Genomic DNA, 25,559 nt, shown 5'->3' on the forward strand with positions numbered 1-25,559 from the left:
CGGACGCTCAGTCGGTGCGCAGCCGGGTGGTCAGCGATTCGCTCTCGTCCAGCGCGCTGAGGTAGGAGCGGGCCCAGGCGCGGATGTCGTGCTCGTGCAGGTGCTCGCGCATGCCGCGCATCCGCCGCGACAGGTCCGCCGGGTCGGCCTGCAACGCGGCCAGCAGCCCCTGCTTGAGCCCCTCGAGGTCGTGCGGGTTGACCTGGTACGCCTGGGACAGCTCGGCGGCGGCGCCGGCGAACTCGCTGAGCAGCAGCGCGCCGGTGTCGTCGACCCGGGCGGCCACGTACTCCTTGGCGACCAGGTTCATCCCGTCGCGCAGCGGGGTCACCGCCATCACGTCGGCCATCCGGTAGAGCGCGGCCAGCTCGGCCCGGTCGAAGGGCTGGGTGAGGTAGTGGATGGCCGGCTCACCGACCCGGCCGAACTCGCCGTTGATCCGCCCCACCTCGCGTTCGATCCGCTCGCGGAGGATCTGGTACTGCCCGACCCGTTCCCGGCTGGGCATCGCCACCTGCACGAGCACCGTGTCCCGGACCTTGACGTGGCCGCCAGCGATCAGCTCGCTGTACGCCTTGAGCCGCTGCTCGATGCCCTTGGTGTAGTCCATCCGGTCGACGCTGAGGATGACGTGCTCGGGCCCGCCGAGGTCCTGGCGCAGCCGGCGGGCCCGCTCGGCCACCTCGGGGCGGGCGGCCAGCGCCGCCATCTCGGCGGTGTCGATGGAGACCGGGAAGGCGCCGACCCGCACCTCCCGGTCGTCCACCGCGATCTGCCGGTCGGTGGCCGGCAGCTCCAGCACCTTGGCCACCAGCTGGGCGAAGTTGTGCGCCGCCTGGGCCCGCTGGAAGCCGATCAGGTCGGCGCCGAGCATCCCGCGCAGCAGCTCGGCCCGGCGGGGCAGCTGCATGAACAGCTCGGGCGGCGGGAACGGCACGTGCAGGAAGAAGCCGATCCGCAGGTCGGGGCGGAGCTCGCGGAGCAGGGCGGGCACCAGCTGGAGGTGGTAGTCCTGCACCCAGACCACGCCACCGGGCTCGGCCACCTCGGCGGCCACCTCGGCGAACCGCTGGTTGACCCGCTGGTACGCCTCCCACCAGCGGCGATGGTATTCCGGTTGCTCGACGGCGTCGTGGTAGAGCGGCCAGAGGGTCGCGTTGGCGAAGCCCTCGTAGTGGTCCCGGAAGTCCTCGGTGCTGAGCGGGACGCTCTGCATCCGGACCCCGTCCACGTCCGGCAGGGTCGGCGCCGGGCCGGTCCGGCCGGCCCAGCCGACCCAGGTGGCCGGGGTGTGCCGCAGCAGCGGGTGCAGCGCGCTGACCAGCCCACCGGGGCTGCGGCGCCACTCGCAGGCGCCGTCGGGCGCCACACTGTCGTCGATGGGGAGGCGGTTGGCCACCACCACGAGGGAACTCTGTCGCATCTCGGGCATTCCGATCAGCAGAGGGCTGACCACCACGAGCGAGGAACAACCGGGCAGTCAGTGGGGGAAGTGACGTACAGCCGTATTCCTACTGACCGTAAGTTACACCACTGTTACGCCTCGGTCGGGGTGCGGGGCCGTCCCGGAATGCGGGCCGGGCTCAGACCACCGCGCCGTCGTCCGGGTCGTGGTCGTCGTCACCGGGGCGCAGCCGCCAGACCAGGGTGACGAAACCGCCGACGATCCCGGCGAAGCCGAGCAGGGTCACCACCGAGCGGTCGGCCGGGAGCAGCCCCGGCCGGAGGAGGAGCACGAAGCCGACCAGGATGCAGAGCACGCCGGCCACCGCGTACTTCGACACCCGGGGCAGCGGGGGCGGCGGGGGAGGGGTGTAGCCCTCCTCCTCGTCACCCGGCAGGTCGGCGCCGAAGGTGTCCAGGCCGTCCAGGAGCGACGGCTCGTCGGTCCGGCCCCGGCTCACCGAGACCCCGGAGACGTCCGCCGCGTACGGCAGCCGGCGCACGTCGGTGGCGGTCGGACCGGCGCCCTCGTCACCGCTGCCGCGCCCGGTCGACCCGGCCGTCGGGCCGGTCGGCTCGGTCGGGTCGTCGTCGACGTCCTCCGCCGCCGGCCAGGGGTGCTCGCCGGCGCTCGGCGCGGCGTGGAAGCCGGCCACGATCCGGGCCCACTCGGCCTCGATGTCCGGCTCGTCGTCGCGGGCCGGCGGCTCCGCCTCGTCGGCGAGCTGGGTGAGGTAGTCCCGGGCGGTGGTCAGGTGTGAACGGTCGACGTAGAGCCGGTCGACCGGCCGGGCGGGGACGGTGGTGGTGCGGGTCACCGGGTTCAGGTCGGCCGAGGGTTGCAGGTACGCGGCGATGCCGCCGGCGGCCAGCACGTCGAGCAGGTGCTCACCGACGCGCGGATCCACGTCGCCCGCCACGGCGTACTCGCTCGCGTCGAGGCCGTTGTCCCGCCGTCCCCGGCGGGGCCCACCCGCTGACACCGGACACCCTCCTCATCGCACCTGGCGGTGCGTCCGCTCGCGCCCCGGCGCCCGTACGCCGTGCCCTGAATCGTGACACGTCGGAGGCCGGTTCCGGGAGTGCGTTGTGGCGTGCCGCTCCCGGTTCGTAGGCTCTCGGGGACAGTTCCGCTCGCCGACGGCGCCCCGGACGGGTCGCCGGGGGCGCCCGGCCGGCCCCACCGCCGACCCCGGCAGCGGTGCCGTCACGACCCCCGTCTGGAAGGACCCCGGTGCTGTACTGGCTGCTGAAGTACATCATCCTCGGCCCGGTGCTGAGGCTGATCTTCCGCCCGCAGGTCGAGGGGCTGGAGCACATCCCGGCCACCGGCCCGGTGATCCTGGCCAGCAACCACCTGTCGTTCTCGGACTCGATCTTCACGCCGCTGATCGTGAAGCGAAAAGTCACTTTCATCGCCAAAGCGGAATACTTCCTCGGTAAGGGCCTCAAGGGTTGGCTCACCAAGATGTTCTTCGTCGGCTCGGGGACCATCCCGGTGGACCGCTCCGGCGGGCGGGCCGCCCGGGCCGCCCTGGAGACCCAGCTGCGGGTGCTGCGCGCCGGCGGCGTCGCCGGCATCTACCCGGAGGGCACCCGCTCCCCGGACGGCCGGCTCTACCGGGGCAAGACCGGCGTGGCGCGGCTGGCGCTGGAGAGCGGCGCCCCGGTGGTCCCGATGGTCATGCTCAACTCCGACGAGATCCAACCGACCGGGCAGATCGTCCCCAACCTCGGCCGGATCCGGATCCGGTTCGGTCCGCCGCTGGACTTCTCCCGCTACGCCGGGATGGCCGGCGACCGGTTCGTCGAGCGCGCGGTCACCGACGAGATCATGTACGAGCTGATGGAACTCTCCGGCCGGGAGTACGTCGACGTCTACGCCCAGAAGGCGAAGAACCAGCCGCCGGTGCCCCGGCAGCCGGTCGCCGCCTGAGCGCCGCCGGCGCCCAGACCGCCGACCCGGGTCAGCAGGCCAGCGCCTCACCGGCCGGCGCGGCCGGCCGGCCGGCCAGGGTGAGCAGCCCGGGCGCCTCGTTGCGGAGCGCGAACGCCCGCACCTCCGCCAGCAGGCCACGGGCGGCCGGATCGCCGGCCCGCTCCAACCCGGCCACCGCCAGCGCCAGCGACAGCATCCGGCTGGTGACGTCCGGGATCCCCGCGTAGATCTCCGCGCCGGCCAGGTACAGCTCACCGGCCCGCCGGTGGTCGCCGTCCGCCGCGGCCAGCGCCCCGGTCACCGTCCGCAACGCCGCCTCCGACCACGGCGTCCGGTGGCCGGGCCGGTCCAGCATCGAGCGGACCACCACGGCGGCGTCCCGGCCGGCGAGCGCCGCCGCGTACGCCGCCGGGCCGACCCACTCGCCGCTGGCCAGCGCCGGCACGGCCAGCCAGGCCCCGGCCAGCTCGTCCACCAGAGCGGCCGCCTCGTCCCGCCGGCCCTGCAACGACCGGCACAGCGCGGCCATCCCCAGCATCGTCCAGTACGGCCGGTGGAAGCCGCTGCGCCGGGCCGCGTCCAGCGCCGCCGCCACGTCGTCGCGCCGGCCGGCGTCGACCGGCACCGGGTCGGTACGCGGCTCCTGACCCGCCGGCCGGTGCTCGGGCGGAACGGGCTGCCCGCGCAGCACCCGCAGCGCCGCCCGCAACCCGCGCACCTGCATGTCCCACCCGCCGGTGGGGGTGTCCACGAAGGCGTCGGCGGCGCTCAGCAGCCGCCCGAAGTCACCGTCGAAGTACGCCCGGACCGCCTCCCACGAGTAGCTGGTGGCCAGGGTCTGCCCGGCGCCACCCGCCCCCGACGAGTCCGACAGCAGCGCCTCCTGCCGCAACCAGTCGCCCTCCTCGCAGACCGCGAAGGCGAGGTTCCGCACCGCCCGGGGCAGGGCGAGCAACTGCTGGACGCGGCTCAGCTCCGCCAGCGCGTGCAACTCGTCCAGCCCGGCCCGGTCACCCGCCTGGTAGCGGGCCGTGGCGGCGGTGATCCGGGCGTTGACGTGGGTCTCGATCAGGCCCAGCCGGTCACCGATCTCGGCCGCCGCCTCCGCCGCGGCGACCGCCGCGTCCCGTTCGTAGTTGAGCATGTGCAGCCGGCCCAGCTCGGCGTAGGCGTCCGCCTTCTGGGCGCTGTCCGGCAACGGCTCGAACAGGGCCACCGCCCGGTCCAGGCAGGCCACCGCCGCGCCCCGGTCGGCCCGCAGCCAGGCGGCCTGGCCGAGCAGCGTCCAGGCCCGGGCCGCGCAGGCGTCGTCACCGTGGGCCAGCAGCCGGTCGGCCAGCGCGTGCAGCTGGTCCGGGCCGCCACCGGAGAGGAAGGCGTTGCCGTCGCGATAGAAGGAGATCTCCGTGGCCAGCAGCTCCAGCTGGAGCCGGTCCACCGGGTCGCTGTCGTCGACCAGGCCCAGCGCCCGACCGGCGTGCGCGGCCGCGGCGTCCAGCCCGTGCAGCGCGTACGCCCGGCGGGCCGCCCGGTGCAGCGCGCGGCGGGCCGGCGCGGCGTACCGGCCGGTGGGCATGCCGAGGGTACGGGCGATCTCGTGCGCCGCCCAGCGGTGGTGCGCGAGGACCTCGGCCAGGTCGGTGTCCCGGCTGGCGGACAGCGCGTCGAGCCAGTCCGCCGTCCGCTCGTGCCGGGCCACCCGCTCGGTGCGCGGCAGGCGCTGGTAGCAGACGTCGCGGACCAGCACGTGCCGGAACCGGTACTCGGGCTGACCGGCCATCGTGGAGGCCGCCTGCTCGTGCACGAAGTCCCGCTGCTCCAGCCGGCGCAGCGCCCGCTCCACCGACTCGACCGGCTGCCCGAGGGCGGCGGCCACCGCGCCGGGCCAGAACTGCACCCCGACCACGGCGGCGGCCAGCAGCACCGCCCGGTCCTTGGCGTCGAGCAGGTCGACCCGGTTGGCGATGACCGCGTGCACGCTCTCCGGCATCGGCAGCTCGAGGTGCTTCTCCAGCGACCAGCCCCGGCCGGACTGGCGCAGCGTGCCCTGCTCGATCAGCATCCGGACGTACTCGTGGGCGTAGAGCGGGTTGCCGCCGGCCACCTCGATCAGCGGGTTGAGCATGTCCGCCGAGAACGCCGCCTGGCCGAACATGTGCGCGTAGAGCGAGGCGATGCCGGTGTCCCGCAACGGCGGCAGGGTGATGGTGACCGACCCGGTGATCGTGCCGGCCCAGCTCGGGTCCCGGTCCACCAGCTCGGGACGGGCGGTGCAGAGCAGCATCAGCGGCACGTCCCGGGCGGCCGCGCCGAGCAGCTCGACGAAGCGCAGCATCGCCTCGTCGGCCCAGTGCAGGTCCTCGAAGACCAGCACGGTGGGGCGGCGGGCGGCCAGCGCCAGCAGGAACCGCCGCCACGCGGACTCGGTCTCCTCGGCCGGCAGCGCCGTGCCAGGGAGGCCGACCAGCGGACGCAGCGCGGCGACCACCCGGTCCCGCTCGGCGGGGCCGACCAGTTCGCCGACCGCCGCGGCGAGCCGCTGCGCGGCGGTGGACGCCGGGTCGGTGTCGAGGATCCCCGCCTCGGTCTTGACCACGTCGGCCAGCGCGGCGAACGTGACGTTCTCGCCGAACGGCGGGCAGCGGCCGGTACGCCAGGTCAGCGGCTCGTCGACCAGCCGCCCGGCGTGCTTGTACAGCTCGCGCACCAGCCGGCTCTTGCCGATGCCGGCCCGCCCGAAGACGGTCACCACCTGCGGGCGGCGGTCGCGCAGCGAGCGGTGCAGGGCGTTGACCAGCATGCCCAGCTCGTGTTCGCGGTCGATCAGCGGCGTGACGTCCGGTTCCCGGTCGGTGGGCTGGCGGCGTACCGGGGAGAGCGCCAGCCACACCTCGGTGGGGGTGGAGCGCCCGCGCAGGGTGACCGGCGGCTGCTCGGCGTACCGGATGGCGTCCTTGGTCAGCGCGTGGGTGGTGCCGCAGACCAGCACCCCGCCGGGTGGGGCCACCGACTGCATCCGGGAGGCGGTGTTGACCACGTCGCCGGCCACGATGGCCTGCCCGCCGTCGCGGGCGGCGGCCACGTCGACCAGCGCCTCGCCGGTCGCCACGCCGACCCGGAAGCGCAGCTCGTCGGCGCCGGTGGGGGCGAACCGGGTGAGCACCCGTTGCAGCTCCAACCCGGCCCGTACGCAGCGCAGCGCGTCGGTCTCGGTGGCCACCGGGGCGCCGAAGAGCGCCATCACCGCGTCGCCGATGTACTTCTCCACCACGCCGCCGTACTGGCCGACCACCCGGCGCGCGGCGGCGAAGAAGCCGGTCTGCATGCCGCGGACCTGCTCGGGATCGGTCCGCTCGACGTACGGCGTGAAGTCGATCAGGTCGACGAAGAGCACGCTGACCCGGCGGCGGTCCTCCTGCGGCGTCGGGGTGGCCTGCTTCGCGCCCGCCCGCGCCGTCCCGCACGAGGTGCAGAACGCGACGTCCGTGGCGAGCGGGCGCAGGCAGTGCGGGCAGACCGAGCCCAGCTCCGCGCCGCAGCCACCGCAGAAGCGGTCGCCCTCGGCGGCGGTGCGTCCACACCGGTCACACTGCGCGGCGATGACACCCCTCCCACCCGGTCGTCCGGCTCCGATCGGTGCGCCGCTGGTCGACGCCCACCGCGAGTATCGCCGTCCACGCTGCTGTCGGGTACCGGGCTGTTGGTTTGTGGACAGTCCTCCGACCGGTTGCGGGCGTTACATTCAGGCGGCCGAAACGCGATCACCGGACACGAGGGGACTGGCATGGTGTACGTCAAGCTGGAGAGCGACTGGACCGACGCCGACGGGGTGACGCACTCCGCGGGCGAGTCGGTGGACGTGGACGCCGCCACGCTCGCCGCGCTGCAGGCCGACGGGGTCGTCAGCGAGGGCAGGAGCGGCGGCAAGGACGGCACCGACTGGGTCGGGCCCACCGGGACCAACTGGGTCGGGCCGACCAGCACGACCCCCTGACCACGGGGGCCGGAACACGCCGCGACGCGGCCGGAGCGCACCCGCGCACCGGCCGCGTCCGTCGTTCAGCGGTCGTTCATCCCGGCGCGGCGGCGCAGCGCGGCCACGTCGGTGACCACGATCCGGCGGCCCTCGGTGCGCAGCCAACCCCGGCTGGCGAAGGAGCCGATCGCCTGGTTGACGCTCTGCCGGGAGCCGCCGGCCATCTCGGCCAGCTGGCTCTGGTTCAGCTCGATGGTGATCATCGGGGCCTGGCTCTCGCCGGCCAGCCGGACCAGCGTCTTGGCCACCCGGCCGGGCAGGTCGAGGAAGACGTGGTCGGCGTTCTGCTCGGTCAGCCGGCGGATCAGCCCGCCCAGCGAGCGCATCACCGCGTCCAGGATGCGCGGGTTGGAGTGCACCAGCTCCATGAAGGCGGGGCGGGACAGGGCCAGCGCGGCGCAGTCCTCGATCGCCTCGGCGGAGGCCGAGCGGGTCGAGGCGTCGAGCAGGGACACCTCGCCGAGCACGTCCGGCGGTCTGATCACCGACAGCACCGCCCGCTCGCCGGTGGGCGCGGTGCGGAACACCGCGACCGCGCCGCGCCGCAGCACGATCAGCGACTCGCCGGGGTCGTTCTCCACGAAGAGCAACTGCCCCTTGCGGTACGTGCGGGGCACGGCCGCCGCGATCACCCGCTGGCGTACCTCGGGCTCCAGGCCGGCGAACATCTCGACACCGGTGAGCGCGTCGCCCGGCTCCGGCAGGCGCATCTCCACGGCCCAACCCCTCCCCGGTAAAGGACCTCCACGCACCGGGTGAACCGAACAGTCCCCGGCACGAGGTCGACGGAACCGGTGCGGCGTCCGGTAGCGGTACACATCAGATCATGACGGTCCGGTCGCTTGCTGTACACCCCTCAAATCACTTCCGTGACCAGGCCGGGGCCGCACTGACACCGCGCTGACGTGCGGCTGCGCGGTCCGACGGCCGTCTGCGCCCCCGCCGTCCGCGGCGGTGCCGGGGTGGGCCAGGATGGTGCCGATGGTCTACCGCTATTTCTACGACTCCGAATTCATCGAGGACGGCCGCACCATCGACCTGGTGTCGATCGGCGTCGTCGACGAGTACGGCCGCGAGTTCTACGCGGTCTCCACCGAGTTCGACGACTCCCGGGCCGTGCCCTGGGTGCGCCGCAACGTGCTGGACCGGCTCCCGTCGCCGGCCGACCGGGCCTGGCGGTCGCGCGAACGGATCCGCGACGACCTGCACGAGTTCCTGCTCGAGCCGATCCGGGACCGCCCGGGCGAGCAGCTGGAGCTGTGGGCCTGGTACGCCGCGTACGACCACGTGGTGCTCGCCCAGCTCTGGGGGTCGATGACCGCGCTGCCCCGGGAGATCCCCCGGTTCACCAAGGAGCTGCGCCAGCTCTGGGACGACCGGGGCCGGCCGAAGCTGCCGGACGCGGCCGCGGAGCGGCACGACGCGCTGGTCGACGCCCGGCACAACCTGGCCCGGTGGCAGGCGATGACCCGGCGCTGACCGGCGTCGGGCAGATCGCAGGTTTGACCCGTTCCGTCCCGGGCACCGGTTCCGTCGAGCCGACGTGAAGGGACGTGCCATGACCGACGAGCCGACCACCGCAGCCGACGCCCGCCACCGGGTGACCGAGCTGATCCGGCAGGCCCGGATCTGCATGTTCACCACGACCGGGGTGGACGGCCGGATGGTCAGCCGTCCGATGGCCCTCCAGGAGGCCGAGTTCGACGGTGACCTGTGGTTCTTCGCGTACGCGGACTCGGCGAAGGTGCGCCAGCTCCGGGTCAACCCGGAGGTCAACGTCGCCTTCTCCGACCAGCGGCACAACGCCTGGGTGTCGTTGTCCGGCACGGCCCGCGAGGGCTTCGACCGGGCAAAGGCGGAGCAGCTGTGGAACCCGCTGCTCTCCACGTGGTTCCCGGAGGGGTTGGAGACCCCGCGGCTGACCCTGGTGCGGGTGCACGCCGGCTCGGCGGAGTACTGGGACTCGCCGGGCAGCACGGTGGTCAACCTGCTCGGGTTCGCCAAGGCGGCGGTGACCGGGAAGCCGCCGAAGGCGGGCGAGAACCACGAGGTCAGCTACTGACCGGTAGCCGGTCCGGCGGGTGGGACCGTCCGGGGCGCGGTGTCGGCGTACAGCTGCGCCGACTACAGTTCGCACGGACGGCCCGCCCCGGGCCGGCAACGGCGCCGATGGTCTGATCTGACGCATATCCTGGGGCAAATCGGGCTTCACCTGATGCTCCAGGAGGATGAGCAGATCATGCGTATCGGCGTGCTCACCGGCGGCGGCGACTGCCCGGGTCTCAACGCGGTAATCCGGGCGGTGGTCCGCAAGGGCGTCGCCACCTACGGTCACGAGTTCGTGGGCTTCCGGGACGGTTGGAAGGGCCCGCTGGAGGGCCTCTCCAAGCCCCTGGGCATCGCGGAGGTCCGGGGCATCCTGCCGCGCGGCGGCACCATCCTCGGCTCCTCCCGGACCAACCCGTTCAAGATCGAGAACGGCGTGGAGCGGATCAAGGAGAACCTCGCCGCGCAGGGCGTCGACGCCCTGATCGCGATCGGCGGCGAGGACACCCTCGGGGTCGCCACCAAGCTGCACGAGCTGGGCGTCAACGTGATCGGCGTCCCGAAGACGATCGACAACGACCTCGGCGCCACCGACTACACCTTCGGCTTCGACACCGCGGTCAACATCGCGATGGAGGCCATCGACCGGCTGCACACCACCGCGGAGAGCCACCACCGCACGCTGGTCGTCGAGGTGATGGGCCGGCACGCCGGCTGGATCGCCCTGCACGCCGGCCTGGCCGGTGGCGCCAACGTGATCCTGCTGCCGGAGCGGCAGTTCGACGTCGAGCAGGTCGCCGGCTACGTCGAGAAGCGCTTCCAGCACCAGTACGCCCCGATCGTGGTGGTCGCCGAGGGCGCCCAGCCGCTGGACGGCCAGATGGTGCTGCACAACCAGGAGCTGGACTCGTTCGGTCACGTCCGCCTCGGCGGCATCGGCCAGTGGCTCGCCGAGCAGCTGGAGGCGAAGACCGGCAAGGAGGCCCGCACCGTGGTGCTCGGCCACATCCAGCGCGGCGGCACCCCGACCGCGTTCGACCGGGTGCTCGCCACCCGGCTGGGCCTGCAGGCGATCGACGCGGCGCACGAGGGCGACTGGGGCAAGATGGTCGCGATGCAGAGCACGGACATCGTCCGCGTCCCGCTCGCCGACGCGACCGCCGAGCTGAAGACCGTCCCGATCGAGCGCTACGAAGAGGCCGAGGTCTTCTTCGGCAGCTGATCCTGACGGGCGGCGCGGCGGGCGACCGCCGCGCCGCCCCTGGTTCCCGGGCGACGGAAGGGGTACGACCGATGGGATCGGCCAGGCACACGGTCGCGGTGATCGGGGCGGGCAAGATCGGCGAGCTGATGCTCTCCGGGCTGCTGCGCTCGGGTTGGCCGGTGGAGCGGCTGCTCGCCACGGCCCGGCGCCCCGCCCGCGCCGAGGAGCTGACCGCCCGGTACGGCGTCCGGGTGGTGGACAACCTCACCGCCGTGGACGAGGCGGCGGTGCTCGCCGTCTCGGTGAAGCCGCAGGACGCGGCCACCCTGCTGGACGAGATCGGTCCCAAGGTGCCGGCCGACAAGCTGGTCATCTCGCTCTGCGCCGGCCTGCCCACCACCTTCTTCGCCCGCCGGCTGCCCGAGGGCACCCCGGTGGTCCGGGTGATGACCAACACCCCGGCCCTGGTGGACGAGGCGATGACCGCGATCTCGGCGGGGGCGCACGCCACCGGTGAGCACCTGGCGCTGGCCGAGGAGATGTTCAAGCCGCTGGGCTCCACGGTCCGGGTCCCCGAGTCCCAGCAGGACGCGGTGACCGCCCTCTCCGGCTCCGGCCCGGCGTACTTCTACCTGCTGGTCGAGGCGATGATCGACGCCGGCATCCTGCTCGGGCTGCCCCGGCAGGTGGCGCACGAGCTGATCGTGCAGACCGCGATCGGCTCGGCCGTCATGCTCCGTGACTCCGGCGAGCACCCGGTCAAGTTGCGTGAGGCGGTCACCTCGCCGGCCGGCACCACCATCTCGGCGATCCGGGAGCTGGAGAAGCACGGGGTGCGGGCGGCGCTGCTGGCCGCGCTGGAGGCGGCCCGGGACCGGGCCCGGGAGCTGGCCGCCCAGGCCGACTGAGCGGAGCGCCCCACCCCCCGACCGGGGCGCGGTCGGACCAGCGGTGGCCCGAGGCGCCCGCCCGACCCCGCCCGCGCCCGCCTTTGCTCTGCTGCCCGCCACGCATCAGTAGCGGTAGGTAACCGGGGTGGCCGTGGGCCGTGCGGCCGATCGGGTAACCGACGCCAGGTCATCGCGGTGGTGCGTCGGGGGCAGCAGAGCAAAGCGGTGGCCGGGAGGATGCCGCCCCGGCGCCCCACGGATACGGGCAGTGACCGATCGACCGGTCACCCAGCGCCTCGAACGCGACTCGCGCACCGCGCCGTCGTGCCGGCGGACCCGGGCCGCGGTCGCCTCGGGGAGTTCGTCGCCGGGTCCCGTGCCGCATACTGCTCGGGTGTTCACCCTCGCCCAGTCGCGACACCTGGTGGCGACGCTGCGCCCGCGGATCGACGAGCTGGTCCGGCTGCGCGCCGACCTGGCCGAGCTCCGGGCCGACCTGGCCGGCCACGGGATGAGCGTCCACGGTGGGCTGGCCGAGGTCAAGGCGCTGGAGGCCCGGCTGCACGGCATCGTGGACGAGCTCCACGAGCACGACATCCAGGTCAAGGGGATCGCCCCGGTGCTGCTGGACTTCCCCGGCGAGCGCGGGGGCCGGCCGGTGCTGTGGTGCTGGCTGGAGGGGGACGGCGACGTGCGCTGGTACCACCGGGTCGAGTGCGGCTTCGCGGGCCGCCGCCCGGTCTGAGCCGCCGCCGGTCCGCACGGCGAGAGAGCTGAGCGGCGAGAGACCTGAGCGGCGGAACAGCTCAGCCCAGGGTGGCCAGCGTCGCCGGGGCGACGTTGCCGCCGCTGAGCACCAGCACCGTCCGCCCGTGCGGCGAGGTCTCGACCAGCCCGGCGCGCAGCGCCGCCAGCCCGACCGCCGCCGAGGGTTCCACCAGCAGTTTCGTGGCGTCCAGCAGCTCCGCCCAGGCGGGCAGGATGGACTCCTCGGGAACCTCGACCACCGCGTCGACCAGCGCCCGGACGTGGGCCAGGGTGTGTTGGCCGGCGAAGGGCGCGGCCAGCCCGTCCGCCACCGACGACGGCCGCTGCGGCGGCACGCCACCGGCCGTGCGCAGGGCGTACGACACGACGTTCGCGCCGGCCGGTTCCACCCCGACGACCCGGGTCCGCGGCGACGTCGACCGCAGGGCCGCGGCGACGCCGCTGATCAGTCCACCCCCACCCACCGGCACCAGGACGAGGTCCGGCGGGGGCCCGTCGGCCAGGATCTCCCGGCCGACGGTGGCGGCGCCGGCGATGACGTCGGGGTGGTCGAAGGGTTCCAGCAGGTGCCAGCCGCGTTCGGCCGCGAGGGCCCGGGCGGTGGCGACCAGCTCGTCGGTCAGCAGCACCTCGGCGCCGTACCGGCGCACCGTCGCCACCTTGGTGGAGACCGCCCAGGTCGGCATGCAGACCACGGTGGGCAGCCCGAAGGCGTGCCCGGCGTACGCCACGGCGGCCGCGTGGTTGCCGGCGGAGAAGGCCACCAGCCCGGCCGGCGGGGCGTCCCGCTCGGCGAGGGCGAGCAGGGCGTTCAGCGCGCCCCGGGTCTTGAAGCTGCCGGTGTGCTGGAGGTTCTCCGCCTTGACCGCGAGCGGCAGGCCGAGGTCGTCGCCGAGCCGGGGACAGGGCAGCAGCGGGGTGTGCACCACCCGGCCGGCCAGTCGTCGTTGCGCCGCCGTGATCTCGTCCTCGGTGACCAGTCGCACGCCGCGCAGCCTAGCCGCGCCCCGGCCGGTCCGCCGCACCGCGAGGTCCGGTCAGCCGGCCGCGGAGTCGGGGAACAGCTCGCCGGCGGACTGCGCGACGGCGAAGACCACCAGGTTGTCCCGGTAGTGGCGGGAGCGCCGGTCGAAGTCCCCGGCGCAGGTGATCAGCCGCAGCTCCGGTCCGGGGGTGGGGCCGTAGACGGCGGCGGTGGGGAACCGGTCCTTGGGGGTGCGCAGCGAGCCGGTGACCCGGAAGGTCACCGGCCGGCCGCCACGCCACACCTCGACCGGGTCGCCGGGGCGCAGCTCGCCGAGGCGGGCGAAGACGGCCGGGCCGGTGGGGGAGTCGACGTGACCGGCGATCACCGCCGGGCCCGGGTCGCCGGGGGCCGGGCCGCCGCCGTACCAGCCGGCCTCGGCGAAGTCGGCCGGCGGCGCCAGCTCACCGGCCCGGTCCAGGCCGAGCACCGCCAGCCGGGAGTCGACGCCGATCCGCGCGACGCGTACCCGGGTGGGTGGACCCTGGGGACGGCGGGCCGCGGCGGTGGTCGGCGTGGCGGTGGCGGCTGTCGCGGTGGTGGGGCAGTCGTCGGCGCAGCCGGGCAGCCAGACGGCGGCCGGGCCGGGCGTGCGGGTGGTGGCGATGCCGACGCCGGTGCCGGCGGCCAGGCAGAGCGCGGCGCCGGCCGCGACCAGGGCGGCCCGGCTCCGGCGGCCCGCCCGGTGCCGCCGGATCGCCGCGCCGGTGGTCACCAGGTGGTGCGCCGCCGGCGCAGCAGCAGCGCACCCGCCACGGCGGCGCCCGCGAGCAGCCCGCCGGCCAGCATCGGGTACGCCCCGACGCCCGGCCGGGCCGTTCCGCCGGCGCCGGTCTGCACGCCGCCGGTGGGCACGACCGTGCCGCCCCGGGCGTCCTCGCGCAGCTCGGCGACGAGACCGCCGCGCTTGGCGTCCAGGACCAGCAGCGAGTAGACGGCGCCGCCGGCGAGGGTCACCTCGGCGGTGGCGCTCGGCCCGTTGCGCCCGTCCAGCCGCAGCCGCCACCGGCCGGGCTGCACCTCGCGATAGCCGGTGGTGGTGGCGAACCGGACCGCGTCGGCGATGGCCGGGCCGTCGGCGGCGGCCACGTCGAGCACCGGGGTACGCACCGACGCCTGCACGACGCGGACCTTCGCCCGACCCGGCGCGGGTGCGCCGAGGTCGTCGCGGAGCACCCGCAGCCCGAGATCGGCGTGCCGGCCCACTCCGGCCACCGTGTACGCCCCGCCGGCGGTCACCGCCACCTCGGTGGTGAGCACCGGCGGCTGGTCGGCCGGGGCGCCCGCCTCGCGCATCGCCACCGCGTACCGGCCGGCCGGCAGCGGCAGGTACGCCGACACCACCCCGTACGCGACGCCGGGGAAGCGGCGCGGTTCGGCGGCGCCCGGCGCGGTGAGGTAGACGTCCACCGCGGGAGTGTCGGGGGAGAGGTGGGCCAGCCGGACGTACCCGACGGTGTCCGCCGCCGTGGCGGCCCGGGCCGGCGTGGGTCCGCCGCTCAGCGCGGCGCCGAACAGGAGCGCGGCGGCGGCGGCGAACAGCCGGCGCGGCGCGGTACGGAGCTGGGGCATGTGGTCGTCTCCCGGTTCTCGGCTGGGACGACCACCAGAGTCTCGTAGGCGGGACTGCGGCGCAACCCGACCCGCCACGGCAGGGCGGTCCGGTACGCCGGCATTCCGGCTCCCGGTCCTTTGCAGGAAAATTTCAAGTCCCGGAAACAGGTTGGCAATGATTTGTGGCCAATGATCTTTATGGACGACTGTCGTCAATCTCCGAGCTACCGTCGCGTACGATCTTATTGATATCAATCTCCCACACACCACTTCCCACCCCCTGGAGTGCGACGTGCGGAGATCCCGTCTCGTGACCCTCGCCCTGAGCGCGGCGACATCCCTGGCTGCCGTGTTCGCCCTGGCCACCCCCGCCCTGGCCGCCCCCACCGACCAGTACGTCGCCCTCGGTGACTCGTACGCCTCCGGCGTCGGCGCCGGCAGCTACACCACCGAGAGCGGCTCGTGCCAGCGCAGCACCAACGCCTACCCGGCGCTCTACAACGCCTACGTCCAGCCGGCCTCCTACCGCTCGGTGGCCTGCTCCGGAGCGCGCACCACGGACGTGATCAACAGTCAGCTCGGCGCGCTCAGCTCGGCCACCACGCTGGTCAGTGTGACCGTCGGCGGCAACGACGTCGGCTTCTCGAACATCATGACCACCTGCGTGCTGTACAGCGAGTCGCAGTGCGTCGCCGCCGTGCAGGCCGCCGAGGACAAGGCCCGCGCCCAGCTCCCCGGCCTGCTGGCCAACGTCTACAACGGAATCCGCGGCCGGTCCCCGTCGGCCCGGGTGGTGGTGGTGGGCTACCCGGTCTTCTACCAGCTCGGCACCCTCTGCGTCGGGTTGAGCGCGACCTCCCGCGCGAAGATCAACGAGGGCATCAACCTGGTGGACGACATCACCCGCACGGCCGCCGGGAACGCGGGCTTCCGGTTCGCCGACGTCCGGTCGATCTTCGTCGGCCACCAGCTGTGCAGCTACGGCGACAAGTGGCTGCACGCCTTGAACTACACCAACATCGGGATCTCGTACCACCCCACCGCGGCCGGCCAGTCCGGCGGCTACTACCCGGTCTTCCGCAACACCGCCGGCTGAGCTCCGCGCCGCCCGCGCCGCCCGCGGAGGCTTCGGCCTCCCGGGCGGCGCGGGTTGACGGGCGACCGCGACCCGGCAATGCTGTGGAAGCGCTCCCATCGGCGAGCTTGATTCCTTCGGAAGGGAAGAAGCTCGTGCGTCCCACCACAGCACTGCTCCCGCTCACCCTGGCCGTCGCCCTCGGCGGCCTGGTACCGACCGGACCGGCCCAGGCCGCCACCGCCGGACCGGCCCTGGCCGTCGACGCCACCGCCGGCCGGCACCCGATCAGCCCGTACATCTACGGCATGAACTTCGCCGACGAGGCCCTGGCCCGCGACATCCGGCTGCCGGTGCACCGGTACGGCGGCAACGCCACCACCCGCTACAACTTCCGCGCCGACACCACCAACCGGGCGTCGGACTGGTACTTCGAGAACATCCCCAACGACAACGCCGACCCGGCGAGCCTGCCCCGGGGCTCCGAGGGCGACCGGTTCGTCGCCGGCAACAAGGCCACCGGCGCCGCCACCATCATGACCGTCCCACTGCTCGGCTGGGTGGCCAAGGACCGGGGCCGGGCCTGCGGCTTCAGCGTGGCGAAGTACGGCCCGCAGCAGTCCACCGACCCCTGGTCACCCGACTGCGGCAACGGGAGGAAGCCGGACGGCACCCCGATCACCGGCAACGACCCGACCGACACCAGCGTCGCGGCCGGACCGGAGTACGTCACCGACCTCGTGAACCACCTCAAGGGCGAGTTCGGGTCGGCGGCCGACGGGGGCGTCCAGTTCTACAACCTGGACAACGAGCCCGACCTCTGGCACGCCACCCACCGCGACGTGCGTCCCACCGGCCTCGGCTACGACGAGCTGCGCGACCGCACCTACCGGTACGCCGCCGCGATCAAGGCGGCCGACCCGCGGGCGTTGACCCTCGGCCCGGTCGGCTGGGGGCTGAACTCGATCTTCTACTCGGGACTGGACCAGGACACCTGCGGGCGTACCGGGTGCTGGTCGAACCCGCCGGACAGGGCCGCGCACGGGGGTCAGGACCTCGGCCCGTGGTACCTGGACCGGATGCGCGAGTACGAGCAGCAGTACGGCACCCGGATCCTCGACTACTTCGACATCCACCTCTACCCGCAGCAGTCCGGGGTGAGCGCCGAGGCGGCCGGCGACGCCGCCACCCAGGCGCTGCGGCTGCGCTCCACCCGCCAGCTCTGGGACCCGACGTACGTCGACGAGAGCTGGATCAACCAGCCGGTCCGCTTCGTCCCCCGGATGCGGGAGCTGGTCGACCAGCACTACCCGGGTACGAAGATCGCGATGACCGAGTACAGCTGGGGCGGCTTCGGCTCGCTCAACGGCGCGCTCGCCGAGGCCGACGTGCTCGGCATCCTCGGGCGCGAGGGGGTCGACCTGGCCAGCCTCTGGACCGCCCCCAAGGCGGACCAGCCGGTGGCGAACGCGTTCCGGATCTACCGCAACTACGACGGCGCCGGTGGCGCGTTCGGCGAGACCTCGCTGCGGGCCACCAGCGCCGACCAGGGGAAGCTGGCCGTGTACGCGGCCGAGCGCGGCGCCGACAAGGCGCTCACCCTGGTCGTGGTCAACAAGTCCGGTGACGATCTGACCAGCCCGGTGGCCCTCACCGGCGCGTCCGCCGGCACCGCACGGGTGTACCGCTACAGCGCGGCGAACCTCGCCGGCGTCGTCCGGGAGGCCGACCAGCAGGTGGGTCCGACCGGGTTCACCGCCACCTTCCCGGCCAACTCCATCACCCACCTGGTGCTGCCGCGCGGCGCCACGTCCGGCGACACCACGCCGCCGAGCGCCCCGGGCCGGCCCACCGCCGGCACGGTGACCGGTGACAGCGTCGCGTTGAGCTGGTCGCCGTCCACCGACGACACCGGCGTGACCGGGTACGACGTGCACCGGGTCGACGCCACCGGCCCGGTCAAGGTGGGCAGCGCCACGGGGACCTCGTACACCGTCAGCGGTCTGGCGGCGGACACGGCGTACACCTTCGTGGTGACCGCGCGGGACGCGGCCGGCAACGTCTCGGCGGCCTCGCCCGGGCTGACCGTGCGGACCGCGCCGGTGGGTACGCCGACCGGTGGCTGCACGGTGGGCTGGACGACGAGCAGCTGGCCGGGCGGGTTCACCGCCACCGTCACGATCACCAACACCGGCAGCACCGCGATCGACGGCTGGAAGCTGGCCTTCGACTTCCCGACCACCACCCAGAAGCTCGGCCAGGGCTGGTCGGCGACCTGGAAGCAGAGCGGCGCCACGGTGACCGCGCAGAACCTGAGCTGGAACGGCCGGCTCGCGCCGGGGGCGTCCACCGGCATCGGCTTCAACGGCACCTGGTCCGGGTCCAACCCGGCGCCGGCCGCGTTCACCCTCAACGGTCAACGCTGCGGCTGACCGGTGAGCCAGGTCGGGCCCGGGGCGTGACCGCCCCGGGCCCGTTCCGTGTCCGCCGACGGTCAGGCCGGCAGGACCTTCTCGATCGCGGCGCGCAGCTCGGCGGAGTCGGGCGTGACGGTGGGGGCGAACCGGGCGGCGACCGTGCCGTCCGGGGCGACCAGGAACTTCTCGAAGTTCCACCGCACGTCACCGGTGTGCCCCTCGGCGTCCGGGGTGCCGACCAACGCGGCGTAGAGCGGGTGCCGGTCGGGGCCGTTGACGTCGACCTTCTCCGTCAGCGGGAAGGTCACCCCGTAGTTGACCTCGCAGAACTCGGAGATCTCGGCGGCGGTGCCGGGCTCCTGACCGGCGAACTGGTTGCACGGCACGCCCAGCACGGTCAGCCCACGGTCGGCGTAGGAGTCGGCGAGGGCCTGGAGGCCGGCGTACTGGGGGGTGAGGCCGCAGCGCGAGGCGACGTTGACCACCAGCAGGGCCCGGCCGCGGTACTGCCCGAGGTCGGCGGGGCCACCGGCGAGGGCCCCGATCTCGATGTCGAAGACGGTCATGAGGCGAGGCTACGCGCCCGCCGCCCGGGGCCGGCGGTGACCGTCCCGACCCGGCTCGGCGAGGCCGAAGAAATCGATGCATGCACATCTTGACGAAGTCATGACGGCGTGAGTAGCGTCTCAGCAACCATTCTGGAAAGTTTCCTAACAGTTAGGGGAGGCGCCATGAAGAGATCGCTCCGCCGGGCCCTCTGGGCCGGTGGCGCCGCGGTCGCGATGGCGATCGCGGCGGTGCCGGTGGCCACCGCCTCGGCCGCCGGCACCGTGACCGCCACGTTCACCAAGGCGCAGGACTGGGGGACCGGCCACGAGGCCAGGGTGACGGTCGGCAACGGCACCAGCGCCGGTGTGGACAACTGGCGCATCGAGTTCGACCTGCCGGCCGGCACCACCATCAGCAGCTTCTGGGACGCCGACGTCACCAGCAGCGGCAACCACTACGTCGCGGTGAAGAAGAGCTGGGCCGGCCCGCTCGCCCCGGGCGCCAGCTTCAGCTGGGGCTACAACGGCACCGGCCCGTACAAGGCGCCGCTGAACTGCACCATCAACGGCGCGTCCTGCGCCGGCGGCGCCATCCCGTCGCCGACGGTCTCGCCGACCGTCTCCCCGACGCCCTCGCCGACCGTCTCCCCGACGCCCTCGCCGACCGTGTCCCCGACGGTGTCGCCGACGTCCACGCCGACCACGCCGCCGCCGAGCGGGGGCAAGAAGGTGGTCGGCTACTTCGCCGAGTGGGGCGTCTACGGCCGCAACTACCACGTCAAGAACATCCACACCAGCGGGTCGGCCGCCAAGCTGACCCACATCCTGTACGCCTTCGGCAACACCACCGGCGGCCGATGCAGCATCGGGGACAGCTACGCCGACTACGACAGGGCGTACACCGCGGCGGACAGCGTCGACGGCGTCGCCGACACCTGGGACCAGCCGTTGCGCGGCAGCTTCAACCAGCTCCGCAAGCTCAAGAAGATGTACCCCAACCTCAAGGTGATCTGGTCCTTCGGCGGCTGGACCTGGTCGGCCGGCTTCACCCAGGCCGCGCAGAACCCGGCGGCGTTCGCCGACTCCTGCTACGCGCTGGTCAAGGACCCGCGCTGGGCGGACGTCTTCGACGGTATCGACGTCGACTGGGAGTACCCGAACGCCTGCGGCCTCCAGTGCGACGGCAGCGGGCCGAACGCCTTCAAGAACGTCGTCGGCGCGCTGCGCGCCAGGTTCGGCGCCAACGCCCTGGTCACCGCGGCGATCACCGCCGACGGCAGCACCGGCGGCAAGATCGACGCCACCGACTACGCCGGAGCGGCGGCCAACCTCAACTGGCTGATGCCGATGACCTACGACTACTTCGGCGCGTTCAACGCCCAGGGGCCGACCGCCCCGCACTCGCCGCTCTACTCGTACCCCGGCATTCCGCAGCAGGGTTTCTGGTCCGACGCGGCGATCCAGAAGCTCAAGTCCAAGGGCGTGCCGTCCGACAAGCTGCTGCTCGGCATCGGCTTCTACGGTCGGGGCTGGACCGGCGTCACCCAGGACGCGCCCGGCGGCAGCGCCACCGGCGGTGCGCCGGGCACCTACGAGACCGGCATCGAGGACTACAAGGTCCTCAAGAACACCTGCCCGGCCACGAACACGGTCGGCGGCACGGCGTACGCGAGGTGCGGCAGCAACTGGTGGAGCTACGACACCCCCGCCACCATCACCGGCAAGATGACGTACGCGAAGAACCAGGGACTCGGTGGCGCGTTCTTCTGGGAGCTCTCCGGCGACACGGGCAACGGTGAGCTGATCGGCGCCATCCGGGGTGGCCTCGGCTGAGCCGAGCGCCGACGCACCATCCCACCCGACGGGGAGGGGCCGGCCGGCCCCTCCCCGTCCGCGTGCCCGGTCACCCCCGCACGGCCCGTTCGCGGTGCTCCCGCGGCGAGATCCCGTACGCCGTCCGGAAGGCCCGGCTGAAGTGGGCGGGGTCGCGCAGGCCCCAGCGCGCGCCGATCCGGTGCACCGGGAGATGGGCGAGTCGCGGGTCGGCCAGGTCGCGGTGGCAGTGTTCCAGCCGGCCGGTGCGGATCAGGGCGGCGACGGTCGTGCCGGTGCCCGCGAAGAGCCGGTGCAGGGACCGCACCGACAGGTGGTGGGCCGTCGCCACGGTGGTCGGGGTCAGCTCCGGATCGGCCAGGTGTCGCCGGACGAACGCCTCCACCCGGCTGCGCAGGCCGCTGATCCGGACCTCTGCCGGCAGCTCACCCTCGACGTCCAGCCGATCGGCCAGGGTACCGGCGATCAGGTCCAGTGCGATGCGGTCGAGCCGCGGGGCGTCGGAGGCGACGTACTGCTCGGGATGCTCGACGACCTGCCGCAGGAAGTGGGCCAGCAGCGCCGCCAACCCGGTGTCGGCCGGGATGGCGGCGGCCAGCAGCGCGTCCATCCGCCGCGCGGGCAGCGGCAGCGCGTCGTGCGGGACCAGCGCGGTGATCGTGTGCACCGGCGCCCGCTCGCCACCGTCGGGCCGGTGCGTGGAGCCGTGCGGCCGGACGGTGTCGATGAGGGCGAAGCCGGGGGGACCGAGTGGGCCGGCCCGGCGTTCCTGCGACACGACGCCGTGCCCGGACAGGGGCAGGGCGAGCTGGTACAGCTCCGGGTCGGAGCTGCGGATCATCCTCGGCGTACGCGCCAGGGTCAGGGACGGGTAGTGCCAGGCGCCCAGCCGGACCACCCCGAGGTCGACCGCGCGTGCCGAGGCCGCGAAGTCGTCGGCGTGCTCGCTGGTGATCCGGGCCGGCGCCGACTCGCGGGCGACCAGGTCCTGCCAGAAGTCGAACCGTTCGGCATGGGGAAGCCGCCCGGTGTCCACCGACGCCACGGCAAGGATGACCGGTCACCTCCCCGACGGGGGGCCGGATGCCCACCCTCGGGGGCAGAGTAGCCAGCCGCCGCCCCGCCGTCGCGACGGGTGCTTCCGCACCCAGGCATCCGACGGGGCGGAGCCGGACGGGTCAGCGGGCGAGCCAGAGGGCGGGGACGTTGGGGGGCTCCCAACCGGTCAGCGAGGTGTGCGCCTGGCGGCACTGCCAGGTGCGCCCGGCGTAGCTGACCAGGGCGCCCAGGGCGTACCCGGTGTTCGGCTGCCAGGCCGGCGCGCTCGGCGACGGGCCGGGCGTGGTGGGGGTCGGCGACGGGCCGGGGGGCGTGGGGGTCGGCGACGGCGTGCCGGTCGGGGTCGGGGTCGGGGACGGGCCGGGGGAGGTGGTGGTGGTCGGCGTCGGGGACGGGGAGCCGGTGGGTGTGCCGCCGAACGTCACGTCGGAGCAGGTGTAGAAGGCCTCCGGGCTGTCCGAGCGCTGCCAGATGGAGTAGATCAGGTGCCGGCCGGTGCGCTGCGGTAGCCGGGCCGTCATCCGGTACGCCCCGTCGGTCGGCGCCGGGTCGGTGGCGGTGTGGAACAGCTCCAGGTCGGCCCAGGCCAGCGGCCGGGTGGGGGAGTAGCCGTCCCGGGTGACGTACAGCTCGAAGGTGCCCCGGTGCGGCGCGGTGGCGCGGTAGGCGAAGGTCCAGGTCCCGCCCGAGGGGAGCGCGGTGGCCGGCCAGTCGGCGCGGGCCAGGTCGAAGCCGCGGTACTTGTCCCGGTTGGCACTGCACAGCCGGCCGTCGGGGATGAGCTGCCGGTGCCGTCCGGCGGCATCGGCGATGTTGACCTCGTTCCAGTCGTAGAGCGCCTGGGTGCCGCCGGTCGCCACGGCGGCGCGGCAGGCGTCCGAGTCGGGCGACTCGGGGCCCTCCAGGAAGCAGGCGTACGTGCGGCTGACCGGGGACTGCATGGAACCGTGCGCCCCGGCCCGCCCGACCAGGGTGAGACTGAGCAGCGCGGGCGCCACGCCGACCACCGCGACGGCCGGTATCCAACGTCTGCGATCCATCGATCCCTCCTTACAGTTAACAAACTTTACTAAAGAGTGTCGGGTACGGAGCCGGTCCCGGCAAGAGGTCGCCGCGATCCGCTCCCAACTGCCGGAACCGTCCCCCTCGACGTCGGGTCACCCGGCCGGTCGCCGTACGCTTTCTCCCATGCGCCATGAGTGGCACCAGTTGAGTCACCCCGCGGTGGGCAGCCCGGGACTGCAGACCAGCCGACCGACCGTCGACTCCGCCGAGGACGCCGCCCTCGGGCTGGACCGGTGGCGGGAGCTGCCCCGCGAGCAGACCCCACCGTGGCCGGAGCCGGCCGCCGTCGCCGAGGTCTGCAAGGTGCTCGACACCGTCCCCTCGGTCGTCGCCCCCTACGAGGTGGACCAGCTGCGGCGGAAGCTCGCCATGGTCTGCGAGGGCAAGGCCTTCCTGCTCCAGGGCGGTGACTGCGCCGAGACGTTCGCCGACAACACCGAGAGCCACCTGCTGGCCAACGCCCGCACCCTGCTCCAGATGGCGATCGTGCTCACCTACGGCGCCTCGCTGCCGGTGGTCAAGGTCGCCCGGGTCGCCGGGCAGTACACCAAGCCCCGGTCGCTGCCGACCGACGCGCGCGGGCTGCCGGCGTACCGCGGCGACATGATCAACGGGCTCGAGGCCACGCCGCAGGCGCGGGCCGCCGACCCGCAGCGCATGATCCGGGCGTACGCGAACTCGGCCGCCGCGATGAACATGCTCCGGGCGTACCTGGGCGGTGGGCTGGCCGACCTGCACGCCGTGCACGACTGGAACAAGGGCTTCGTCAAGAACTCCCCGGCCGGCGAGCGCTACGAGGCGATCGCCCGGGAGATCGACCGGGCGCTGGCCTTCATCCGGGCCTGCGGGATGACCGAGGAGGAGGCGCTGCGCACGGTCACCCTCTACTGCTCGCACGAGGCGCTCGCCCTGGAGTACGACCGGGCGCTCACCCGGGTCTCCGACCGGCGGGCGTACGGCCTGTCCGGGCACTTCCTCTGGATCGGTGAGCGGACCCGGCAGATCGACGGCGCGCACATCGACTACATCTCCCGGATCGCCAACCCGATCGGCGTGAAGCTCGGCCCGACCACCAGCCCGGACGAGGCGATCGAGCTCTGCGAGAAGCTCAACCCGGAAAACGTCCCCGGCCGGCTCACCCTGATCAGCCGGATGGGCAACCACCGGGTACGCGACGCGCTGCCGCCGATCGTCGCCAAGGTCACCGCCGCCGGCGCCAAGGTCGTCTGGCAGTGCGACCCGATGCACGGCAACACCCACGAGTCCTCCAACGGCTACAAGACCCGGCACTTCGACCGGATCGTCGACGAGGTGCTCGGCTACTTCGAGGTGCACCGCGGCCTGGAGACCCACCCGGGTGGCCTGCATGTCGAGCTGACCGGTGAGGACGTCACCGAGTGCCTCGGCGGCGCCCAGGGCATCGAGGACCTCGACCTGCCCGACCGGTACGAGACCGCCTGCGACCCGCGGCTGAACACCCAGCAGTCGCTGGAGCTGGCCTTCCTCGTGGCGGAGATGCTCCGTGGCTGACGCGAGGAGTGAGGGGATGACAGTGACCGACCTGATCGACCTGCGTTCGGACACGGTGACCCGGCCCACGGCCGGCATGCGGGAGGCGATGGCCACCGCCGAGGTCGGTGACGACGTCTACGGGGAGGACCCCACCGTCGCCGCGCTGGAGGCCGAGGTCGCCGAGCTCTTCGGCCACGAGGCGGCGCTGTTCGCCCCGACCGGCTCGATGGCCAACCAGATCGCCCTCCAGCTGGTGGTGCCCGTCGGCGACGAACTGCTCTGCGACGCCGACGCGCACGTCGTCACGTACGAGGTGGGCGCCGCGGCCGCGTACGGTGGGATCTCCTCGCGGACCTGGCCGGCCGTCGGCGCGGAGATCGACCCGGACCTGGTGGCGGCGATGATTCGCCCGGACGGCTACTTCGCGGTGCCGACCCGGGCGATCGCGGTGGAGCAGACCCACAACCGCGGCGGCGGCGGGGTGATCCCGCTGCCCACCCTGCGCCGGCTGCGGGAGGTCGCCGACGAGCACGGCCTGGCCCTGCACTGCGACGGCGCCCGGATCTGGCACGCGCACGTCGCCGACGGGGTGCCGCTGCGCGAGTACGGCCGGCTCTTCGACACCCTGTCGGTCTGCCTCTCCAAGGGGCTCGGCGCCCCGGTCGGCTCCCTGGTGATCGGCAGCGCGGAGAAGATCGCCCGGGCCCGGTTCCTGCGCAAGCGGATGGGGGGCGGGATGCGGCAGGTCGGCGTGCTCGCCGCCGCCGGCCGGTACGCCCTGGCCCACCACGTGCAGCGGCTCGCCGAGGATCACGCCCGGGCGGCCCGGCTGGCCGAGGCGGTCGCCCCGTTCGGGGTGCTCGCCAATCCGGTCCGGACCAACATCGTCCCGCTGGACCTGACCAAGCACCCGCTCGACGCGAGGCAGTTCGCGGCGGCCGCCCGCGCCGAGGGCGTCCTGGTCTCGGTGCTCGGCCCGCGTACCGCCCGCCTGGTCACCCACCTGGACCTCACCGACGACGCGGTCACCCGCGCTACCGAATCCCTCACCCGCACCCTCCGCGCCTGACCCCCCGGGGCCCTGCCAGGCCCCCGCTCGATGCGTTGATCATGAAGTTGGCGGCGTGAATGATCTCTTTTCCGACG

Annotated in this window: 22 protein-coding genes; 12 read left to right on the forward strand and 10 right to left on the reverse strand. The window is 73.7% G+C overall.

Annotation, left to right across the window (positions count from 1 at the left end):
- Positions 1-7: 7 nt before the first annotated feature.
- Together GA0070564_RS23645 and GA0070564_RS23650 are read right to left on the reverse strand one after the other, a co-directional pair.
- Positions 8-1,423 (reverse strand): alpha,alpha-trehalose-phosphate synthase (UDP-forming), encoded by a 1,416-nt coding sequence (locus GA0070564_RS23645; RefSeq protein ID WP_091613624.1) that lies wholly within the window; start codon positions 1,421-1,423, stop codon positions 8-10.
- A 160-nt stretch (positions 1,424-1,583) separates the two neighbouring features.
- Positions 1,584-2,426 carry a DUF308 domain-containing protein gene (locus tag GA0070564_RS23650; RefSeq protein ID WP_091612989.1) on the reverse strand — a complete coding sequence of 281 codons (843 nt, stop codon included), beginning with the start codon at positions 2,424-2,426 and terminating at the stop codon, positions 1,584-1,586.
- A gap of 251 nt (positions 2,427-2,677) precedes the next feature.
- Here GA0070564_RS23650 and GA0070564_RS23655 point away from each other — a divergent pair, with 251 nt between their 5' ends.
- Positions 2,678-3,379: a lysophospholipid acyltransferase family protein gene (locus GA0070564_RS23655; RefSeq protein WP_091612993.1), complete on the forward strand. Its 702-nt coding sequence runs from the start codon at positions 2,678-2,680 to the stop codon at positions 3,377-3,379.
- Between the two features lie 31 nt (positions 3,380-3,410).
- Here GA0070564_RS23655 and GA0070564_RS23660 read toward each other — a convergent pair whose 3' ends face one another.
- On the reverse strand, positions 3,411-7,016 hold the full coding sequence (locus GA0070564_RS23660) for an ATP-binding protein (protein ID WP_091612996.1): 3,606 nt from the start codon (positions 7,014-7,016) through the stop codon (positions 3,411-3,413).
- A gap of 150 nt (positions 7,017-7,166) precedes the next feature.
- Here GA0070564_RS23660 and GA0070564_RS23665 point away from each other — a divergent pair, with 150 nt between their 5' ends.
- The gene (locus GA0070564_RS23665; RefSeq protein ID WP_091612999.1) at positions 7,167-7,376 is read left to right on the forward strand and encodes a hypothetical protein; all 210 of its coding nucleotides are present in this window, start codon (positions 7,167-7,169) and stop codon (positions 7,374-7,376) included.
- 65 nt (positions 7,377-7,441) lie between these two features.
- On the opposite strand, the gene GA0070564_RS23670 is transcribed toward GA0070564_RS23665, so the two are convergent.
- The gene (locus tag GA0070564_RS23670) at positions 7,442-8,134 is read right to left on the reverse strand and encodes a Crp/Fnr family transcriptional regulator (RefSeq protein ID WP_088972405.1); all 693 of its coding nucleotides are present in this window, start codon (positions 8,132-8,134) and stop codon (positions 7,442-7,444) included.
- 265 nt (positions 8,135-8,399) lie between these two features.
- Here GA0070564_RS23670 and GA0070564_RS23675 point away from each other — a divergent pair, with 265 nt between their 5' ends.
- The 5 genes from GA0070564_RS23675 to GA0070564_RS23695 all read left to right on the forward strand — a co-directional run bounded on the left by GA0070564_RS23675 (position 8,400) and on the right by GA0070564_RS23695 (position 12,303).
- The gene (locus GA0070564_RS23675) at positions 8,400-8,897 is read left to right on the forward strand and encodes a polyadenylate-specific 3'-exoribonuclease AS (RefSeq protein ID WP_091613001.1); all 498 of its coding nucleotides are present in this window, start codon (positions 8,400-8,402) and stop codon (positions 8,895-8,897) included.
- 79 nt (positions 8,898-8,976) lie between these two features.
- Positions 8,977-9,480, forward strand: coding sequence for a pyridoxamine 5'-phosphate oxidase family protein (locus tag GA0070564_RS23680; RefSeq protein WP_091613003.1), 504 nt, complete (start codon positions 8,977-8,979; stop codon positions 9,478-9,480).
- 177 nt (positions 9,481-9,657) lie between these two features.
- Positions 9,658-10,686 carry a 6-phosphofructokinase gene (locus GA0070564_RS23685; RefSeq protein WP_088973899.1) on the forward strand — a complete coding sequence of 343 codons (1,029 nt, stop codon included), beginning with the start codon at positions 9,658-9,660 and terminating at the stop codon, positions 10,684-10,686.
- A 71-nt stretch (positions 10,687-10,757) separates the two neighbouring features.
- The gene (proC, locus tag GA0070564_RS23690) at positions 10,758-11,576 is read left to right on the forward strand and encodes a pyrroline-5-carboxylate reductase (RefSeq protein WP_091613006.1); all 819 of its coding nucleotides are present in this window, start codon (positions 10,758-10,760) and stop codon (positions 11,574-11,576) included.
- A gap of 376 nt (positions 11,577-11,952) precedes the next feature.
- Entirely contained in the window at positions 11,953-12,303 is a 351-nt protein-coding gene (locus GA0070564_RS23695) for a DUF2203 domain-containing protein (protein ID WP_091613010.1), read from the forward strand.
- A 61-nt stretch (positions 12,304-12,364) separates the two neighbouring features.
- On the opposite strand, the gene GA0070564_RS23700 is transcribed toward GA0070564_RS23695, so the two are convergent.
- From GA0070564_RS23700 to GA0070564_RS23710, 3 genes are read right to left on the reverse strand one after another with little or no spacing between them, the layout of a single operon-like run.
- The gene (locus GA0070564_RS23700; RefSeq protein ID WP_176730811.1) at positions 12,365-13,312 is read right to left on the reverse strand and encodes a threonine ammonia-lyase; all 948 of its coding nucleotides are present in this window, start codon (positions 13,310-13,312) and stop codon (positions 12,365-12,367) included.
- A 51-nt stretch (positions 13,313-13,363) separates the two neighbouring features.
- Positions 13,364-14,065 carry a class F sortase gene (locus tag GA0070564_RS23705; RefSeq protein ID WP_245670194.1) on the reverse strand — a complete coding sequence of 234 codons (702 nt, stop codon included), beginning with the start codon at positions 14,063-14,065 and terminating at the stop codon, positions 13,364-13,366.
- Positions 14,062-14,922 carry a DUF4397 domain-containing protein gene (locus GA0070564_RS23710; protein WP_091613018.1) on the reverse strand — a complete coding sequence of 287 codons (861 nt, stop codon included), beginning with the start codon at positions 14,920-14,922 and terminating at the stop codon, positions 14,062-14,064. The genes GA0070564_RS23705 and GA0070564_RS23710 overlap by 4 nt, the downstream gene beginning before the upstream one ends.
- A 274-nt stretch (positions 14,923-15,196) precedes the next feature.
- Between GA0070564_RS23710 and GA0070564_RS23715 the strand changes: the two genes are divergently transcribed.
- Both GA0070564_RS23715 and GA0070564_RS23720 read left to right on the forward strand, forming a co-directional pair.
- Positions 15,197-16,000, forward strand: a complete 804-nt coding sequence (locus GA0070564_RS23715; RefSeq protein WP_091613022.1) for an SGNH/GDSL hydrolase family protein — start codon at positions 15,197-15,199, stop codon at positions 15,998-16,000.
- 134 nt (positions 16,001-16,134) lie between these two features.
- On the forward strand, positions 16,135-18,411 hold the full coding sequence (locus GA0070564_RS23720; RefSeq protein WP_091613026.1) for a glycoside hydrolase family 44 protein: 2,277 nt from the start codon (positions 16,135-16,137) through the stop codon (positions 18,409-18,411).
- 62 nt (positions 18,412-18,473) lie between these two features.
- Here the strand turns inward: GA0070564_RS23720 and GA0070564_RS23725 are convergent, their stop codons facing one another.
- On the reverse strand, positions 18,474-18,962 hold the full coding sequence (locus GA0070564_RS23725) for a glutathione peroxidase (RefSeq protein ID WP_091613029.1): 489 nt from the start codon (positions 18,960-18,962) through the stop codon (positions 18,474-18,476).
- Positions 18,963-19,127: 165 nt separating this feature from the next.
- Here GA0070564_RS23725 and GA0070564_RS23730 point away from each other — a divergent pair, with 165 nt between their 5' ends.
- Positions 19,128-20,777 (forward strand): glycosyl hydrolase family 18 protein, encoded by a 1,650-nt coding sequence (locus GA0070564_RS23730; RefSeq protein ID WP_091613032.1) that lies wholly within the window; start codon positions 19,128-19,130, stop codon positions 20,775-20,777.
- Positions 20,778-20,847: 70 nt separating this feature from the next.
- Here the strand turns inward: GA0070564_RS23730 and GA0070564_RS23735 are convergent, their stop codons facing one another.
- Together GA0070564_RS23735 and GA0070564_RS30000 are read right to left on the reverse strand one after the other, a co-directional pair.
- Positions 20,848-21,813, reverse strand: a complete 966-nt coding sequence (locus GA0070564_RS23735) for an AraC-like ligand-binding domain-containing protein (RefSeq protein ID WP_218104991.1) — start codon at positions 21,811-21,813, stop codon at positions 20,848-20,850.
- Positions 21,814-21,955: 142 nt separating this feature from the next.
- On the reverse strand, positions 21,956-22,876 hold the full coding sequence (locus tag GA0070564_RS30000; RefSeq protein WP_091613040.1) for a lytic polysaccharide monooxygenase: 921 nt from the start codon (positions 22,874-22,876) through the stop codon (positions 21,956-21,958).
- 148 nt (positions 22,877-23,024) lie between these two features.
- Between GA0070564_RS30000 and GA0070564_RS23745 the strand changes: the two genes are divergently transcribed.
- Positions 23,025-24,431, forward strand: coding sequence for a class II 3-deoxy-7-phosphoheptulonate synthase (locus GA0070564_RS23745; protein WP_091613044.1), 1,407 nt, complete (start codon positions 23,025-23,027; stop codon positions 24,429-24,431).
- A gap of 31 nt (positions 24,432-24,462) precedes the next feature.
- On the forward strand, positions 24,463-25,482 hold the full coding sequence (locus GA0070564_RS23750) for a threonine aldolase family protein (RefSeq protein ID WP_091613630.1): 1,020 nt from the start codon (positions 24,463-24,465) through the stop codon (positions 25,480-25,482).
- Positions 25,483-25,559: the final 77 nt, after the last annotated feature.

The organism is Micromonospora mirobrigensis (assembly GCF_900091555.1).
GTDB classification, from domain to species: domain Bacteria; phylum Actinomycetota; class Actinomycetes; order Mycobacteriales; family Micromonosporaceae; genus Micromonospora; species Micromonospora mirobrigensis.